This window comes from Streptomyces sp. NPDC037389 (assembly GCF_040636475.1).
Taxonomy (GTDB): Bacteria; Actinomycetota; Actinomycetes; order Streptomycetales; family Streptomycetaceae; genus Streptomyces; species Streptomyces hesseae.
In genome coordinates this window covers 258,186-275,308 of the sequence record NZ_JBEZUS010000010.1, presented here as the reverse complement: position 1 = coordinate 275,308, position 17,123 = coordinate 258,186, and the positions used below count along the sequence as shown (strand labels likewise).

Genomic DNA, 17,123 nt, shown 5'->3' with positions numbered 1-17,123 from the left:
CAGCCGGAACCCTCTACGGCGGTGGCGCAGGATTGTTCGCCACCAACCCCACCAACGGGGACCTGTACAAAATGAACGGGCCCAACAACTGGAGCAAAGTCGGCGGACCCGCCAAGACCTTCGCCGTCACCGGCAACAGCCTCTTCGGACTCTCACCCGACGGCAACGCCGTCTTCCAATGGTCCGGCAACGGCACCACATGGAACAAAGTCGGCGGGGCAGCCGGAACCCTCTACGGCGGTGGCGCAGGATTGTTCGCCACCAACCCCACCAACGGGGACCTGTACAAAATGAACGGGCCCAACAACTGGAGCAAGATCGGCGGCGCAGGCCACCAGTTCTCCGTCGCCGGAGACGCGTTGTACGGCCTGTCGCCCAACAGCGACGCGGTCTTCAAGTGGAGCGGCAACGGCACGACCTGGCTCAAGGTCGGTGGTCCCGCCTCCTTCATCGCGGGCCGGTAGCCGGCAACGTCACCAGCGGGCGGGACCGGGCCGCCTGGGCCGGGCCCGTCCGCTCTTCCCTCTGGAGCCACGTGTTCTCACGCATCACCCTGGCTGCTGCCTTCGTCACGGTCTCACTCGGGATACTCCCCGCCGTCGCCGCCCCGGCACCTGCCCAACCCCACTCCACCGCCTCCGCGAACACCGCCTACGTGAACACCGACTCGGTGACCACCGGCTCGGTGACCACCGGAGACTTCGTCCGGGTCTACAACCCCGGCACCGGGGAATCACAGCCCTGGTACATGAACGACCACACCTTCATCCGTGACGAGGCCACCGGGACCTGGCACCTGTTCGGCATCACCCACGCCGAACCGGCCGACCCGGAGAACGAGGACTCGTTCGCGCACGCCACGGCACCCAGCCTGCGCGGGCCATGGACCAAGCAGCCCATGGCCCTGACGGTCGACCCCTCCTACGGAGAGTCGCACCTGTGGGCACCGCACGTCATCCGCTCCGGCTCCACGTACTACATGTTCTACGCAGGCGGGCAGACCATCGGCGACCCGTCCAGGAGTCAGATCAACCTGGCCACCTCCACCGACCTGATCCACTGGGAACGGCGGCCCGGAGGGCCACTGTTCCGTGACGGACTCGAAGCACGCGACCCGATGGTCGCCCGGGTCGGATCCCAGTGGGTCATGTACTACACCGCCACCGAGACGGCCACCGGGGGACGCAACATCGTCGCGTACCGGACGAGTCCGGACCTGATCACCTGGAGCCCCCGCAAGACCGCGTTCACCGCCCCCGGCGACGGCTGGACCGAATCCCCGTACGTGACACAGCGCAACGGCCTCTGGTACCTGTTCGTCGGCGGCTCCGCACCTGCCGACTATGCCGGGGCCGAGGTGTACGCCAGCTCCGATCCGCTGCACTTCACGCCCACCGGCCAGGTGGGCCGCCTGCCGTCCCACGCCGCCGAAGTCGTCACCGACCGCGACGGGAGTCAATGGCTCAGCAGCGCGGGCTGGGGCACAGGCGGAGTGGACCTGGCACCGCTCACCTGGCGGGCGTGGCCCTACACCCCGCATCATCTGTACGCACTGAGCCCCGACAGGAGCGCCGTCCACCAGCGGACGGCCGGAAACTCCTGGACGAGGATCGGCGGACCGGCAGGCACACTGATCGGCGGCGACGGTGGCCTGTTCGCCACCGACCCGACCACCGGCGACATCTTCAAGTACAACGGCACCCCGGACAACTGGACCAAGGTCGGCGGGCCAGGGGCCCAGTTCGTCGTCGCCGGCGGCACACTGTACGGGCTCAGCCCGGACAAGAAGGCCATCTTCCGGTGGACCGGATCAGGGACCACCTGGACGAAGATCGGCGGACCTGCCGCCACGCTGCACGCGGGCGGCGCCGGCCTGTTCGCCACCGACCCGACCACCGGCGACATCTTCAAGTACAACGGCACCCCGGACGACTGGACCAAGGCCGGCGGACCCGGAAAGACCTTTGCGGTCACCAACGAGGCACTGTACGGCCTGTCGCCCAACGGTGGTGCGGTCTTCAAATGGACCGGGTCGGGCACGACCTGGACCAAGGTCGGCGGACCGGCCGGAACCCTCTTCGGCGGTGGCGCCGGGTTGTTCGCCACCAACCCCGGCAACGGCGACGTCTACAAGTTCAGCGGCGTACCGGACAACTGGTCCAAGGTGGGTGGTCCCGGCAAGGCCTTCGCGGTCACCGGTGACCGGCTTTACGGGTTGAGCCCTGACAAGAGCGGCATCTTCCAATGGTCCGGGTCGGCGACCTTCCAATGGACCAAGGTCGGCGGACCCGCCGCGAGCATCGTCACCGAATAGCGATCGCCCTCACACTTCCCCCTCCCATATCGCACCCCCGTCCCAAGGAGATGCATGAGGATCACATCGGCCGGCTTCCTGGCGGCGGCAGCACTGCTGCTCGCACCGATGACAGCCCTCCTGCCCGCCGCCCCGGCGGCGGCCGCGACCACCGCAACAGCCCCGGCGGCGAACACCGAGGTCGCCACCACCCCCGCGTTCCAGCTTCCCATTCCCTGCGGGCAACGGTGGACTACGTCCACGCACGATGGACACGCCAGCCAGTACATGGTCGACATGGTCTCCGTCGGTGGAGCCACCCAGGGCACACCCGCCCTGGCCTCGGCAGGCGGACGCGTCGTCACCTCACAGTTCGACAGTCAAGCCGGAAACTTCATCGTGATCGACCACGGCGGTGGGTGGCAGACCCGGTACCTGCACCTGGACCGGCGCGACGTCGCCGTCGGCGACGACGTGGAGCAGGGCCGACAGATCGGCATCGTCGGCAACACCGGCAGCTGGACCACCGGGGCGCACTTGCACTATGAGCAGAAACTGAACGGCTCCGTCGTGCAGGCCACCATTGACGGGCACCTCGTTCCCGTCACATGGGAATACAACCAGCACTACGAGACCAGCGGCAACTGTGGCGTGTCAACCGGCAGTAGCCTGTTCGCCCAGTCCCCGGACCGTTCCGGCGTCTTCCAATGGACCGGCAACGGCAGCAGCTGGATCAAGGTCGGTGGGCCGGCGGGCAGGGTGTACGCGGGCGGCGCCGGTGTATTTGCCACCAACCCCGACAACGGGGACCTGTTCAAGATGAACGGGCCCAACAACTGGAGCAAGATCGGCGGACCTGCCAAGGCCTTCGCCGTCACCGGCAACAGCCTCTTCGGACTCTCACCCGACGGCAACGCCGTCTTCCAATGGTCCGGCAACGGCACCACATGGAACAAGGTCGGCGGGGCAGCCGGAACCCTCTACGGCGGTGGCGCAGGATTGTTCGCCACCAACCCCACCAACGGGGACCTCTACAAGTTCAACGGGCCCAACAACTGGAGCAAAGTCGGTGGTGCTGGGGCGCAGTTCGCCGTCACCGGTGACAGCCTGTTCGGACTCAGCCCCGACAAGAGCGCCGTCTTCCAGTGGACCGGTAACGGTACCGCGTGGAACAAAGTCGGCGGCGCTGCCGGAACCCTCTACGGCGGTGGCGCCGGCCTGTTCGCCGCCGGCCCCGGCAACGGGGACCTGTTCAAGATGAACGGGCCGAACAACTGGAGCAAGGTCGGTGGCGCAGGCCGGGACTTCGCCGTCGCCGGAGACGCGCTGTACGGCCTGTCGCCCAACAGCGACGCGGTGTTCCGGTGGACCGGTAACGGCACGGTGTGGCACAAGGTCGGCGGCCCCGCATACTCCATCGCGGGCCGGTAACCGACGTCACTCCAAGCGGACCACCGGAGCTCTCCTCTGACGCGGGGGTTTCGGTGGTCCGCTCTTCGTCGCCGCCTCCGCGGTGGGCACGAGCGTCCTCGATATCTTTGCCCAACGCGGCTACGAGGTAGGCAGGTTGCTCGGCCATGGGTGGCCCCACCCATGAGTCGGCGCGACAGCGCCACCGGTTACCTGAACGCATCCCGACCGCCGCACCGCGCCACGCCCCTTCGCGGGATCAGGTCGTGGCCGCGATCTGGCGCCGGGAAAGGGCGTCGGAGGTCTTGGCCGTGACGCAGAGCGAAGCGGCGAGGGTGAGGACGAGCGCGGCGCCGACGGCGAAGACGCTGCCGGTCGCCCCGGGCGCCGGGCTGCCGGCCTGGCGGGCGGAGCCGGTGAGGAAGGGGACGACGCCCAGGACGCCGGCCCCGAGCACGATCTCGGCCCAGACGATCCTCGGGAAGTGCCGCAGCGTCAGGCGCAGGAGGGAGGCCGTCGCGTCGGCGCGGCGGGCACGGGCGATGCGCGGCATCAGCCAGAACTGGTTGACGCCGCCCGCCGCGACCATGCCGAGCACCAGTAGGGTCTTGACGAGCAGGAAGAGGCCGTAGGTCGTCGTCCACAGCTGCTCGATGCCGCCGACGTGCTTCCAGGAGATCCACAGGCCGGACGTCAGCACCGCCCCGACGCAGACCAGGGCGACGAGGCTGAATCGCCGCCAGATGTCCGCCCACAGCAAGCCGGCGTTCCCGCTCAGCTGACGGCGGGCCCCGGCGAGGGCGGCGAGCAGGACCAGTCCACCGATCCACACGGTGCCGCTGATGATGTGGACCTGGTCGAAGACGAGGTCGAACACCTTGTCCGCGCTCGCCGGGGCGGTGGCCGGTATCGCCGCGATGAGCGTCACCGTGAGCGACAGCGGCAGGGCGGTCAGGGCTAGGGCGTTGAGGTGACGACGTGCACGCGGGCTGAACAACATGATCAGAGCGGCGGACGTCAGCACGAGCACGATGTTCTGGACCAGGTAGATCGCACCCTGTGCCACCCACGCGCCCCGCGCCGCGGGCGCGCACAGGAAGTCCCAGGTCCGTCCCGGCGCGAGCGCGTCCCCGAACGGCATGCCCTTGCCGGCCCGGGCCAGCCGGGCCGCGAGCTGGAAGTAGCCCGCCACCAGCAGCACCACCCCGGCCCACGCCAGGGACAGCGCGGCCCGCCGCCGCAGGGCCGCGACGTCGCCGCGCTCGTTCTCCGGCGCGCGCAGTGCGGGGAGCACCGCCGCCGCATACGTCACGGTGAAGCCGATTACCCCGCACAACCCGATGAAATAGCCGGATTTGGTGAGAATCCGCCAGAGAGGAGGGGTTGTGTACGGCGAGGCCGCCGCGAGGTGCACAAAATTCATAAGGTAAGGCTAACCTAAATCCCAGCGGCCTGATCCGGCCACACCGGAGCGCGCGACCCTGCCCCATGGCGGCGGAGGAGCCGCATGGCGGTCACGAAGGACCAGGCGAGGCAGGGCGAGGTGGAGACGGCGCGGTCGCGGCACGCACAGGATCGCGAACGCCGAGGCCGGCGCCGCGGCCTCCGTGGGTGAATCATCACCCCCTGCGGCGCAGCGCACCCATCATCACGCTCAGGTAAGCATTGGGGCATCCAGCGGTGTTGGACCTGTCACGCGTTCACCATGGATTCGCCATGAGATGGCCAAGCGGTCAGCGGCAAATCCGGACACAAGTAGACACCCGGGGCTCATGAATGACCGAAAAGGGACTTGCCTTCATGTGATGCATGCATTCTCAAGCAAGGCTTACCTAAGTATGGTTCTCCTTGCTTTGTTGGTTCTGGTGCGTGCCGTGTGGGGCGGGGTCGGCGGCCCGTGTGTTGTCTCATTTCGGAGGTCCCATGTCTGGTGTCGTCCTGCGGTCCGCGCGACGGTCCGCCGTACTGGCGGTTGCGGTGTCACTGTCGGTGCTGACCGTGGCGGGGTGCAGTGGATCGAGTGATCAGGGGAGCGCGTCGTCGGACCAGTCGTCCCCGGTGCCGGGTGGTTCGCTGAAAGGTCAGACCATCACGGTCTACAGCGGTCAGCACGAGCAGACGGTCAGCACACTGGTGAAGGACTTCCGGGCGCGGACGGGGATCACGGCCAAGGTCCGCTCCGGTGACGAGGCCGAGCTGGCCAACCAGATCCTCACCGAGGGGCCGGCCTCCCCGGCCGACGTCTTCTTCGCGGAGAACCCGCCCGCGCTCACCACCCTCGAGAACAAGGGGATGCTGGCCAAGGCGGACTCGGCCGCCTTGTCGGCCGTACCGTCGGCGGACAGCTCGGCCAAGGGCGACTGGGTGGGTGTCTCGGCGCGCGAGGCCGCGTTCGTCTACAACACGAGCAAGCTCCAGGCCGCAAAGGCGCCCTCCTCGGTCAAGGACCTGACGGACCCGGCATGGAAGGGCAAGCTGGGCGTCGCCCCGAGCGAGACCGACTTCACGCCGATCGTCACCAGGATGATCAAGGCGGAGGGCCATGATGCCGCCAAGAGCTGGCTCGAGGGGCTGAAGGCCGACAGCAAGGTCTACGGCAGCAACGAGGACCTGGTCAACGCGGTGAACCGGGGCGAGGTCGAGGGCGGCGTCATCGACCACTACTACTGGTACCGGCTCCGCGACGAGCAGGGCGCGGCAGGCACCCACAGTGCGCTCGGCTACTTCAAGCAGGGCGACCCCGGCGCACTGGTCGACGTCTCCGGCGCGGCCGTGCTCTCCCACGGCAAGCACCAGGCGGCGGCCCAGGCGTTCCTCGCCTACCTGACCAGCAAGCCCGCACAGCAGATCATCGCCACCTCCGAGAGCTACGAGTACCCGCTCGCCGCCGGAGTGAAGAACGCCAAGGTGAGCCGGGCTCTGGCCGATTCCGGGTCGGTCGCCCGGCCCGGTGACCTCGGAGACGGCAAGGAAGCGCTGGACCTGCTCAAGTCCGTCGGCCTGCTGTGAGGTCCCTCCGCACGGCGCGCACGGCGCCGGGCCCGCTGCCCCTGGTGGCGGGCCTGGTCGCGCTGCTCGTCGCCTCTCCCCTGGTGTTCGTCGGCCTGCAGGCCGCGCAGGCCGGAGGCGACACCGTCCGGCGTCTGCTGGCCCGCCCCCTGGTGGGCACTCTGCTGTGGCACACCGTCGCCCTGACCACGGTGGTCACCGCCGCCACGGCCGTCCTCGGCTTCGCCGCCGCCTACCTGGTCGAACGCACCGACCTGCCAGGACGCCGGGCCTGGACCGTAGCGCTGGCGATGCCACTCGCGATACCGGAGTTCGTGCACGGCTACTCGTGGGTCTCGCTCTTCCCGCGGGTGCAGGGGTACGGGGGCGCGGTACTGGTGATGACGTCCTCCCTCTACCCCCTGGTGTTCCTGCCGGTGGCCGCCACACTGAGGCACAGCGACGCCTCCGCCGAGGAGGTGGCGCGCAGTCTGGGCCACGGCCGGCTCGCCACCCTGCGGCGAGTCACACTGCCGCTCACCCGACCCGCGCTCGCCGGCGGCGCGCTCCTCGTCTCCCTCTATCTCCTGGGCGAGTACGGGGCGTTCGCGATGCTGCGCTACACCACCTTCGCCACCGCGATCTACAACGAGTACCAGACCAGCTTCGACGTCGCCTCCGCCAGCCTGCTCAGCCTGGCCCTGGTCGGCCTCGCCCTGCTCCTGGTCACCCTCGACGCACGCGCCGCACGGCGTGGCCGGGTGGTGCGCGAGGGAACCGCCGGGCGGCGCTGCGCACCTGTGACCCTGGGCAACTGGAAGCCGGTGGCCGCGGGGACGCTGGCGGCCGTGGTGGGGGTGACGACCGGGGTGCCGGTCTTCGCGCTCGTCCACTGGCTGATACACGGCCGCTCCACCACCCTGCCGTCCGCCTCCATCGTCTCCGCGACCGCGACGACCCTGGGCTACGCTCTGGCAGCGGCAGCCGTCGCGACCACGTTGGCGGTGCCGGTGGCGCTCCACTCCTGGCGGCGGCCCACCCGCCTGGCGCGCGCCGTGGAACGCGCCGCCTACCTGACGCGGGCGCTGCCCGGCATCGCGGTGGCCCTGTCGGTGGTGTTCTTCGCGATCCGCTACGCCCAACCCCTCTACCAGCAGCCGTCGTTGCTGGTCACCGGGTATGCGGTGCTGTTCTTCCCACTCGCCCTCACCTCGGTGCGGGCCTCGCTCGCCCACGTGCCGCACGGTGTGGAGGACGTGGCGCGCTCGCTGGGCGTCCGTAGAATCGCCGTCCTCGCCAGAGTCACCCTGCCGCTGATCCTGCCCGGGCTCGGCGCCGCGTTCACGATGGTCGCCCTCACCGCCAGCACCGAACTGACCGCCACCCTGTTGCTGCGGCCGACCGGAACCGAGACCCTGGCCACCCAGTTCTGGGTCTACACCACCGGCCTCTCCTACGGGGCGGCGGCACCGTACGCCGCCGTGATGGTCGCCATGTCCGTCCCCGCCGTCCTCGTCCTCACCCGTCGCACACTCGGCGCCCGCCCAACCACTAGCTCGGAGAACTGAGATGACCGGCCAGCCGGGCTTGTCCATCACCGACCTGCATGCGACGCACGGTCGCACCCCGGTCCTCACCGGTCTCGATCTCACCGTCGAGGACGGGGCGCTCGCCTGCGTTCTGGGGCCCTCCGGCTGCGGCAAGAGCACCCTGCTCCGCATCGTCGCCGGCTTCCACCCCGCCACCCGGGGGCACGTCGTCCTGCGCGGCCGCGTCCTCGACGACGGCCGCACCCGCGTTCCGGCCGAGCACCGACGCATCGGCTACGTACCGCAGGACGGCGCGCTCTTCCCGCACCTGACAATCGCCGCCAACGTCGGCTTCGGCCTGCCCCGCACGGGGCGCCGCGAGCGCGTACGCGAGATGCTCGACCTGATCGGCCTCGGCGGCCTCGCCGACCGCCACCCGCACCAGCTCTCCGGCGGCCAGCAGCAACGCGTCGCCCTGGCCCGCGCCCTCGCCCCACGCCCTCAACTGCTCCTGCTCGACGAGCCGTTCGCCGCGCTGGACGCGGCGCTCCGCGCCGAGCTGCGCGCGGAGGTCGCCGCCACCCTGCGCCGGGCCGGCGCCACCGCGATCCTGGTCACCCACGACGTGGACGAGGCGCTCGCCTTCGCCGACACCATCGCCGTCATACGCGATGGCCGCATCGCTCAGGCCGGCACCCCCCACACCCTCTACCACCAGCCCGCCGACGAGATCATGGCCCTTGCCCTCGGCGAAGCCAACCTGCTGCCCGCCGAACTCGCCGACGGGCACGCCGCCACCGCGTTCGGTGTACTGCCTCTCACCACGAGAGCCGACGGCACGGGGATGGTCATGCTCCGCCCGCATCAGCTGCGGCTGACCACCCAGGCCGGCCGGTACACCGTCCAAGCCCGGGTCAGTGCCTGCCTGTTCCGGGGCCACGACCATCGGGTCGAGCTCATCCCCGAGCCCTGTCCCGACCTGCCCCAGCGCCTGGTCGTCTATACGGACTCCCTGCCACCGACAGTCGGCAGCCAGGTGCTCCTTGAGGTCCGGGGTCCCGCTCACCCCCTCCGCACCGCAGACTCCTCGACGAAGACGGAACCCGTCGCATCGTAGCGCTCTCCCCGGCATCCTTCGCGTCTCGGTGATCGGGTGGGGAAGTTGTCCGGCCGGCAGCGGGACGGTCTGGGTGGGGCGGAGCCATGGACCGGGGCGGGAAGTGCGACGGCGGTGAGGTAGGCGGTGGTGACGGCCCGTCCGAGCCGTCGACGCGGCCACGCGGTCGGGCGGGCCATCGGGGAGGGGGTGGGCGGTTGGGGTGCGACATGGCGCATGGCGATCAGGTTCGGGTGCGGGGCGTCACTGCGAGGGGGACATCGTGGACGTGGTCAGGATGCGTTCAGGTCGGCGGTGGCAGAGTCGGGCGCCATGACCCCTGAGATCTCCGAAACGGCCGCGGTAGCGGATGCACGCGATGTTGGTGGCGTGGGTGCCGGCCATCGTCTGCCGTGGAACAAAGTCCCCGAAGTCACGCTCTACTTCTGGGTGATCAAGGTGTTGTGCACGACGGTCGGCGAGACCGCCGCCGACCTGCTCAACGGCAAGGCCGGTCTGGGGCTCACCGGTGTGTCGCTGCTGATGAGCGCGCTGCTGGTGGCGGCTCTGGTGGCACAGTTCCGGGCCCGTTCCTACCGTCCCGGTCTGTACTGGCTCGTCGTGGCCCTGGTCAGCGTCGTCGGCACGCTGATCACCGACAACCTGACCGACAACCTGGGGGTGCCGCTCCAGGTCAGCACCGGCGCGTTCGCCGTCCTGCTCGTCGGGGTGTTCGCCCTCTGGTACCGCAGCGAGCGGACCTTGTCCATCCACCACGTCGACAGCGTGCGGCGGGAGGGCTTCTACTGGCTGGCGGTGCTGTGCACTTTCGCTCTCGGCACCGCGGCCGGTGACCTGGTCGCGGAGCGCATGGATCTGGGCTACTGGCTCTCCGCCGTTCTGTTCGCCTCGGTGATCGCCGCCGTCGCGGTGGCACACTTCGCGCTGGGCATGGACGCGGTGTGGAGCTTCTGGATCGCCTACGTCCTGACCCGCCCGCTCGGCGCCTCGGTCGGCGACTACCTGTCCCAGCCGGCCACGGACGGTGGTCTGGGGCTGGGGACGGTCGTCACCAGCGGGCTGTTCCTGACCGTCATCGTCGCCCTGGTGGTGTTCTTGACGGTGACGCGCCGGGACGTGACGGAGAAGGAACGGCTCACGCCGCGGGCAGGCTGACCAGGAAGGCGGCGCCCGGCTCGTGCCGGGCGTCGTGGCACACGTCGCCGCCGGCCGAGCGGGCCAGGCGTCGCGCGAGCGGCAGCCCGAGGCCCGCTCCGCCGTGCCCGTCGCCGGGATCGGCACGGCGGCCCGGCTGGAAGAGCTGATCGCTGAACGAGTCCGGGACGCCGGGGCCGTCGTCGGCGATCTCGACGTGCACGCTGCCGTCAGGGTGCTGCTCGCCACGGAGAAGGACGTGCGAGCGGGCGTAGCGCAGGGCGTTGTCGAGGAGCGGGCTGATGATCCGTTCCAGCATGGCGGCGGCAACGCCCGCCGTCAGCGTCTGCGGGCAGCTGACCGTCACCGTGACCGTGCTGTCGGCGGTGGCCGCGGCGGTGAGGTGGCGCAGGGTGGGCAGGACGGCGGTGGTGCCGGGGACGGCCCGGGCACTGTCGCGCGCGTCGTCGAGGAGGGTGTCGCAGATGGCCCGCATGCACTGGGCGGCGTCGGCGAGTCCGGCGTGCGTGGCCCGGGTTTCCTCGGCCGAGCGCGGCCTGGCCTGCCACCAGTCCAGTTCGGCGGTGATACGGGCCAGAGGGTTGCGCAGCTCGTGCGACAGCTCCCCGGTCAGTTGCTGTTCGTGCCGCAGTACCGCGCGGATGCGGTCCAGCAGGCCGTCCAGGGAGGCCCCCAGCCGCGCCAGCTCGTCGGGGCGTCGGGTGGTGCCGAAGCGTTCGTCGGAGGCGATGGCGCTCCACCGGGCAGCTTGGTCGGTCATGGTCCGCACCGGGTGCAGCGCCCGCCCGACGGCGAGACGGGTCAGGACGTAGGTGCAGGCGAGGACGGCGGTGCCCAGGGCGAGGGAGGCGAGGAGCATCGTGTTGGCCGACGCCCTATAGGGGGAGAGATCCAGGGCGATGACCACGACGGCGCGGGGCGCGGTGTGGGTGTCGAGGTCTCCGACGGGCCGGGAGCACAGGCGGAGGGAGCCGTTGCGTTCGACGGTGGCGCACCGCCGGTCGCTGTGCGCGGAAAGCCGGTCGGCAGCTTCGGTGAGAGTGCTGTCGGCCGGGGCGGAGGCGGGGTGTTCGAGCAGGTGGGGGCCGGCGTAGATCCATACGTTGGTGTCGAGCAGTGCGTCATCGGCCGTCTCGCGCACGCGTACGGGGTCGTGGTCGGTGTCCACGGTGGTGGCCACGGCCTCGGCACGGGTGCGCAGTTCGTCGTCGGCCTGCCGCTGCAGGTGGGTGCGGGCGACGACGTTGAAGAGCACGGTGAGGACCACCATCACCAGGGTCGCCGTCGCCAGGGCCACCAGTGACAGGCGGCCGCGCATGGTACGGGGCCACAGGGCCCGCGGGAATGCCGTCATGCCAGCCGGTGCCCGATTCCCCTGGAGGTGTGGATCGTCAGGTCGCTGCCCAGTCGGCGTAGTTTGCGCCGCAGGCGGCTCAGGTACTGGTCGAGGGTGTTGTCGCTGACATGGGCCCCTTCCGGCCAGCCCGCCCGGACCAGTTCACGCCTGCCCACGATGGTCCCCTGGACTGCCATGAGCGCGGCCAGCAGGCGGAACTCGGTCGGTGTGAGAGCGACTTCGCAGCCGGCCACACCGGCCGCGAAGCGGGCCGGGTCCAGGGTCAGGTCTCCCGCGCGGGCCGGTGCCGCCCGCCCCGCCCTCTTGAGTGCCGCCCGCAGCCGGGCCGCCAGTTCCGCGAGGTGGAACGGCTTCGGCAGGTAGTCGTCGCCTCCGGCGGAGAAGCCACCGAGACGGTCGGTGAGCCGGTGGTGGGCCGTCAGGAAGAGGACGGGCGCCTGGAACCCGTTCGCCCGCATCGCCTGACACACATCCCGCCCGTCGGCGTCAGGCAGCCCGACATCCAGGACCACCGCGTCGACGGCATCCTGGGCCAGGCGCAGGGCGGCGGCACCGTCCTGAGCGGTCAGGGTCGCGAATCCCTCGTCGCGCAGGCCGCGCACCAGCACGTCCCGCAGGCCGTGATCGTCCTCCACGACCAGGATGGTGTGTCGCACCTGTCTCCTTCACGTACTCGTGTGGGACGCCGCATGGTGTCCCGGGTCCGGGCCGTCCTTGTGCGCAGGGGTGGTGACCGGAGGGAGCCACCGGGCGGCCGCCACGGCGCACGCCGCGTACCAGGCGAGGGCGAAGAGCCAGCCGCCGATGACGTCGCTGAACCAGTGGACCCCGAGGTAGACGCGCGTCAGCCCGACGGCGATACCCCAGCAGCCGATGACCGTCACGACGAGGAAGCGACCAGGGGGCGAGCGCAGGAGGACGGCCGTGATCAGCAGTGCGGCCGCGAGAGCCGCCGTGGTGGCGTGGCCGGAGGGAAACGACCATCCCGACGCGTGCGTCGCCCACTCCTCGGCCGGCGGGCGTGCCCGGCCGATCAGGTACAACACCGCCCGTCGCAGGAGCTGTCCCGCGCCCAGGCACAGCAGGCTCGCGGCAGCCGCGTACACTTTCCGGCGCTTCGTGCGCCCCGCGATGACACCCGCCACGGCGGCCAGGACATAGGGGACCGCGCCTGTCCCCGTATCGGTCAGCGTCCGTATCGCGGTCACCGTCCTTGCCGGGCGGTGGCCTACGGCCCACGAGAGCAGGGTGCTGTCCAGGGGCAGAGGGGCACCGCTCCGTGCGGTGACGATCGCGGCCAGCAGCGCGAAGCCGGCCAGGGCCGCGAGGCCCGTCACGGCCGCCGTGCGGCGCCCGGTCACGCGCCCGTGCCGCTTCACCGCCCGGCCGTGGCGCGGCGGGAACGCAGGATCTCGGCCAGGAGCGGCAGGAGCGAGACGGCGACGATCAGCGCGACGATCGGAAGGAGGTACTGATCGACGTTGGGGATGGACGAGCCCAGCGCGTAGCCGCCCAGGGTCAGGCCCACCGTCCACAGCAGTCCGCCGATGACTTGCCAGAGCGTGAACGAGCGCGCCGGGACCCCGAGGGCCCCGGCCATGGGGTTCAGGACGGTGCGCACGACGGGCACGAACCGGGCCAGCACGATCGCCTTGGCGATGCCGTACCGGCCCAGCAGTTCTTCCGCCCGCCGCGCTCCCTCCTGGAGGCGGGCCGAGCGGCTGCGGGCGAGCAGGGTGCCACCGGCCTTCCTGCCGATCAGGTAGCCGCACTGCGAGCCCGCCAGTGTCCCGGCGACGGCCATGATCAGCAGGGGCGCCGGCGACAAGTGCACACCGGTGGCCGACGAGCCGGTGCACAGCAGGCCGGCGGTGAAGAGCAGGGAGTCACCGGGCAGGAAGAACCCGACCAGCAGGCCCGTCTCGGCGAACAGCACCACGCCGACCCCGAGCACTCCGAATGCTCCGAGAAGCGAGTGGGCGTCCAGGACATTGACGGCGAGCGGAGACGCCGTGGCGAACAGGGGTGCGGACATCGTCGCGGACCCTTTCATCATGAGGGAGCGGGCGGCCTGCACGGCACCCCGACCGACTACAAGCATATAGACGGTCTACTGGTGTGTAGACGACGGTGGGGTGAAGGACGTTCCCATGGCGAACGCCAAGGATGAACGGCGGCCGACGGGCGAGCTCCAGGCCGGCGTCCTGTCCGTCCCGTGGGCAGCCCGGCCGCGTGCAGCCCTCGACGACCACACCAGCACCCTCGACCTGGCCGCGGACAACCCCCGCCACATCGCCGAACATCTCCTGGACATCGGCCTCGGCCCCGAGGACACCATCCACGGCACACCCGGCCTCGCCCCTTACCTCGAACGGCTCGGCCGGCGCCCGCCCCGCGCCGCCCACGCCCTCACCGGCCAGGACGGCAACGGTGCCGAGGACCGGTGAACGGTGGTCCTCGGCGCCGGAGGCGCACAGGGCGAGCGGGAACTACTTGGGCGGCAGTTCCGCGGTGACCTCCATGGCCCACTTCAGCCAGTCGTCCAGGACGTCGTCGTCGAGGATCTCCTCCGCCGGCACCACCCAGCCCTTCTGCTCCTTGCCCCGGAACACCAACGGCTTGGCACCGGGGTGGGCGAGGGCGTCGTCCATCCCGTCGGGCCCGACGCGCACCATCAGGCCCTCCTCGTACACATTGGCCAGCGCATTGCCCTCTAGAAGGAAGGTGATCCCGCCGAACATCTTCTTCGCGACCACCCCCTCCGGCTCCAGCCGCTCCCTGACCCGATCCGCCAGTACCTCGTCGTAAGCCATGGTCTCGCTCTCCTGACCCGATCTCGATCGTGTGGTGCCGGCCCGCGGGTCACTGGCCTCCGACGTAGTCGCTCTGGCAGGCGATCTTGCCGTCGTGCAGTTCGAGGACGGTGCAGAAGGCGGTGCGGACCGGTTCGCCCTTCGGGGGCAGGGCCGGGTGGGCTCCGGAGCTGGTGCCCGCGAAGGCGAACTCGACGGCAATGACGTCCCCGTCGGTGATGACGCGGCGCACAGTCATCTTGCGGTCGGGGACGGCGCCCGCGTACTCCTTCACGTGCGCGACGAAGGCGTCGCGACCGGTGAAGGCGAGCCCGAAGGCTCCGCAGGTGTACGAAACGCCGTCGGCGTAGAGGGCGCCGAAGCGGTCGAAGTCCTGGTCGTTGTAGGCGCTCGCCCAGGCCTCGACGACGGCGTGGGCGTCGGTGCGGTGCGTGGTGTCGCTCATGTGCTCTGTCCTTCTCTGGGGAGTGGGTGGTGGGAAGGCTGACACGGATATAGGTCTCGGGCGGTCCTACATTCCGTGTCGGCACTCGTGCGCGCGTCTTGTGCCCGACGGCTGGGCGTCAGCCGACGTTGACGGTGGACTTCTCGTTGACGCCGATGACGTAGCCGTCGATGTCGCGGAAGTAGAAGAGACGCACCCCGGTGTGGTCCTCGGTGAGCGGCTTGACGATCTCGGCGTGCTGGGCGATGTGGTCGTAGACGGCCTTGAGGTCGTCCACGCCCAGGTAGTGCATGCCGGCGAAGCCGATGGGGGCGTCCGCGAGGACGGGCAGCCAGTTCTTGAGGTCGTCGTTGCTGTAGAGCATCGCGCAGAACTCGCCCTGGTAGAACATCATGTGGATGTCGTCGCCGGGCTTGGCGGTGCTGGAGTCCACGTCGAAGCCGAGCTTCTTGTAGAAGGCGATGCTGGCCGCGGTGTCCTTGACGCTGAAGCAGGGGGCGTAACCCATGGTGATTCTCCTGTTTGTTGCGTGCCCTCTGGCGGGAGGGACGTGATGGTGGGGGGAAGTGGCCTACGGGAGTGGGTGGTTCAGGATTCGGCGGACCAGCCGCCGCTTATGCAGAAGGGCTGGCCGGACGGGTCCAGCAGGACCGTCCAGTACTCGCCGCCCGGTTGATGGGCGGGCTTGGTCGCGCCCAGGCCGAGCAGGCGCTCCTCGGCGGCCGGTACGTCGTCGAAGGCCAGGTCGAGGTGGAAGGGGAGCTCCTCCCCCGGCCAGTCGGGGGCCGTGAAGTCCTTGGCGGTGTAGAAGACGAACCGCGTCGATCCATCGGTGACGAGGAAGGCCGTGGGGGTGCCGTCCTCGCCGGGGAACTCCTCGGCGACGCGCCAGCCCAGGGCGGCGGCGTAGAAATCGGCGAGCGCCCTGCCGTCGGGGCCCCAGAACGCGTAGGACGCCACCGAGCCCACGGCAGCGGACGGGGAAGAAGAAACAGTCATGGAGAACACCCCAGAAGAAAGGGAATCGAGGTACGGAGGCGCGCGGTCACTGCCGCGGGAACTCGAAAGGCGGAGGGCGCGAGACGGCCGATCCCGACTGGGCGCCATCCTCCGCTCTGTAATTAGTACACAAGTACTGTAACTCGCATCCATGGGGTGCGCAATACGGACATGCCGACGATTTTCGCGGAGCCGATACTCCCGCAGCGGCGCTCGCCCCGCTTCTAGCGGCGCGCCACCCTGACGCCGCACCGCGCCGGGCCTGACGACCTTTGGACGACCTTTGTTCGGGCAGCTACAGTACGTACGTATCGCACTGCCCCGCGCCCAAACACGGAGTCTCTCCCATGCCTGCTCAGCCTCCTGCCCCACGGCGGCGCCGTGATCCTGAGCGCCGCATCGCGGAGATCACGGAGGCGACCCTGCGGGTCATCGCCGAGCGCGGCATCGAGGGCCTGACCCACCGGGCGGTCGCCGACGAGGCGGGGGTGCCCCTAGGGGCGACCACGTACCACTTCGCGGCCAAGGACGACCTCATCCAGGCCGCCCTGATGCTGGCGTACGAGCGCTATGCGGCCATGCTGCGGGAGTGGGTGGCCCAGCGCCCAGGGCTGAGCGTCAACCAGCTGGTCGTGCTGCTGACCGACGCGATGATGGGCGCCTTCGGCCCGAACCGGGCCTACGAGGTCGTCGAGCTGGAGCTCTACCTGGCCGCCCTGCGCCGCCCCGCGCTGCGCCCCGTCGCCGACCAGTACACCCAGGCCACGGTCGCCGCCTTGCTGCCGTATGTCGATCCGCTGACCGCGCGGGCGGCCGTGGCGGCGATGAACGGGCTGACGCTGCGCGGCCTGGCCGCCGGCGAGCCGCCCACCCGCACCGAGGTCGAGGACATCCTGCGCCGCGTCCTCACCCCGAACCCCGCGTTTCCCGCACCTCCCGCACCTCCCGCACCTCCCGCACCTGGCGCACCTCCCGCACCTGGCGACTGAACCACGCCTCGACCACCCCTGGCGACCG

The 17,123-nt window shown here is 70.2% G+C and carries 18 protein-coding genes; 9 read left to right on the top strand and 9 right to left on the bottom strand.

Annotated elements, in window-relative coordinates:
• The 3 genes from AB0E98_RS23575 to AB0E98_RS23565 form a co-directional block, all read left to right on the top strand.
• Positions 1-464 (top strand): hypothetical protein (locus tag AB0E98_RS23575; RefSeq protein ID WP_361705793.1); only part of this gene is annotated, 464 nt, incomplete at its 5' end.
• 71 nt (positions 465-535) lie between these two features.
• Positions 536-2,314 (top strand): hypothetical protein, encoded by a 1,779-nt coding sequence (locus AB0E98_RS23570; RefSeq protein WP_361705791.1) that lies wholly within the window; start codon positions 536-538, stop codon positions 2,312-2,314.
• Between the two features lie 108 nt (positions 2,315-2,422).
• Positions 2,423-3,724: a peptidoglycan DD-metalloendopeptidase family protein gene (locus AB0E98_RS23565; protein WP_361705789.1), complete on the top strand. Its 1,302-nt coding sequence runs from the start codon at positions 2,423-2,425 to the stop codon at positions 3,722-3,724.
• Positions 3,725-3,962: 238 nt separating this feature from the next.
• Here AB0E98_RS23565 and AB0E98_RS23560 read toward each other — a convergent pair whose 3' ends face one another.
• Positions 3,963-5,126, bottom strand: coding sequence for a CopD family protein (locus tag AB0E98_RS23560; RefSeq protein ID WP_361705786.1), 1,164 nt, complete (start codon positions 5,124-5,126; stop codon positions 3,963-3,965).
• 500 nt (positions 5,127-5,626) lie between these two features.
• Between AB0E98_RS23560 and AB0E98_RS23555 the strand changes: the two genes are divergently transcribed.
• From AB0E98_RS23555 to AB0E98_RS23540, 4 genes are all read left to right on the top strand, one after another.
• Complete coding sequence (locus AB0E98_RS23555; RefSeq protein WP_361705784.1) at positions 5,627-6,712, top strand: iron ABC transporter substrate-binding protein; 1,086 nt, start codon at positions 5,627-5,629, stop codon at positions 6,710-6,712.
• Positions 6,709-8,259 (top strand): iron ABC transporter permease, encoded by a 1,551-nt coding sequence (locus AB0E98_RS23550; protein ID WP_361705782.1) that lies wholly within the window; start codon positions 6,709-6,711, stop codon positions 8,257-8,259. Before AB0E98_RS23555 ends, AB0E98_RS23550 begins: the two co-directional genes overlap by 4 nt.
• A 1-nt stretch (position 8,260) precedes the next feature.
• Entirely contained in the window at positions 8,261-9,337 is a 1,077-nt protein-coding gene (locus AB0E98_RS23545; protein WP_361705780.1) for an ABC transporter ATP-binding protein, read from the top strand.
• A gap of 312 nt (positions 9,338-9,649) precedes the next feature.
• Entirely contained in the window at positions 9,650-10,492 is an 843-nt protein-coding gene (locus tag AB0E98_RS23540; RefSeq protein ID WP_361705778.1) for a hypothetical protein, read from the top strand.
• Here AB0E98_RS23540 and AB0E98_RS23535 read toward each other — a convergent pair.
• From AB0E98_RS23535 to AB0E98_RS23520, 4 genes are read right to left on the bottom strand one after another with little or no spacing between them, the layout of a single operon-like run.
• Positions 10,473-11,846 carry a HAMP domain-containing sensor histidine kinase gene (locus tag AB0E98_RS23535; RefSeq protein ID WP_361705775.1) on the bottom strand — a complete coding sequence of 458 codons (1,374 nt, stop codon included), beginning with the start codon at positions 11,844-11,846 and terminating at the stop codon, positions 10,473-10,475. The two genes, AB0E98_RS23540 and AB0E98_RS23535, sit on opposite strands and share 20 nt — an antisense overlap.
• Positions 11,843-12,505, bottom strand: a complete 663-nt coding sequence (locus tag AB0E98_RS23530; protein WP_361705772.1) for a response regulator transcription factor — start codon at positions 12,503-12,505, stop codon at positions 11,843-11,845. Before AB0E98_RS23530 ends, AB0E98_RS23535 begins: the two co-directional genes overlap by 4 nt.
• 9 nt (positions 12,506-12,514) lie before the next feature.
• Positions 12,515-13,210 (bottom strand): phosphatase PAP2 family protein, encoded by a 696-nt coding sequence (locus tag AB0E98_RS23525; protein ID WP_361705770.1) that lies wholly within the window; start codon positions 13,208-13,210, stop codon positions 12,515-12,517.
• A gap of 14 nt (positions 13,211-13,224) precedes the next feature.
• Positions 13,225-13,884, bottom strand: a complete 660-nt coding sequence (locus AB0E98_RS23520; RefSeq protein ID WP_361705768.1) for a DedA family protein — start codon at positions 13,882-13,884, stop codon at positions 13,225-13,227.
• A 115-nt stretch (positions 13,885-13,999) separates the two neighbouring features.
• On the opposite strand from AB0E98_RS23520, the gene AB0E98_RS23515 reads away from it, so the two are divergent.
• A complete protein-coding gene (locus AB0E98_RS23515) occupies positions 14,000-14,296 on the top strand; it encodes a hypothetical protein (protein WP_361705765.1) in 297 nt (98 codons plus the stop codon).
• A 42-nt stretch (positions 14,297-14,338) separates the two neighbouring features.
• Here the strand turns inward: AB0E98_RS23515 and AB0E98_RS23510 are convergent, their stop codons facing one another.
• The 4 genes from AB0E98_RS23510 to AB0E98_RS23495 all read right to left on the bottom strand — a co-directional run bounded on the left by AB0E98_RS23510 (position 14,339) and on the right by AB0E98_RS23495 (position 16,106).
• Entirely contained in the window at positions 14,339-14,662 is a 324-nt protein-coding gene (locus AB0E98_RS23510; protein WP_361705763.1) for a TfoX/Sxy family protein, read from the bottom strand.
• Positions 14,663-14,711: 49 nt separating this feature from the next.
• Positions 14,712-15,107, bottom strand: coding sequence for a nuclear transport factor 2 family protein (locus tag AB0E98_RS23505; RefSeq protein WP_361705761.1), 396 nt, complete (start codon positions 15,105-15,107; stop codon positions 14,712-14,714).
• Positions 15,108-15,225: 118 nt separating this feature from the next.
• Positions 15,226-15,615 (bottom strand): VOC family protein, encoded by a 390-nt coding sequence (locus tag AB0E98_RS23500; RefSeq protein ID WP_361705758.1) that lies wholly within the window; start codon positions 15,613-15,615, stop codon positions 15,226-15,228.
• Positions 15,616-15,695: 80 nt separating this feature from the next.
• Complete coding sequence (locus AB0E98_RS23495; RefSeq protein WP_361705757.1) at positions 15,696-16,106, bottom strand: VOC family protein; 411 nt, start codon at positions 16,104-16,106, stop codon at positions 15,696-15,698.
• 347 nt (positions 16,107-16,453) lie between these two features.
• Here AB0E98_RS23495 and AB0E98_RS23490 point away from each other — a divergent pair, with 347 nt between their 5' ends.
• The gene (locus tag AB0E98_RS23490) at positions 16,454-17,095 is read left to right on the top strand and encodes a TetR family transcriptional regulator (RefSeq protein WP_361705756.1); all 642 of its coding nucleotides are present in this window, start codon (positions 16,454-16,456) and stop codon (positions 17,093-17,095) included.
• Positions 17,096-17,123: the final 28 nt, after the last annotated feature.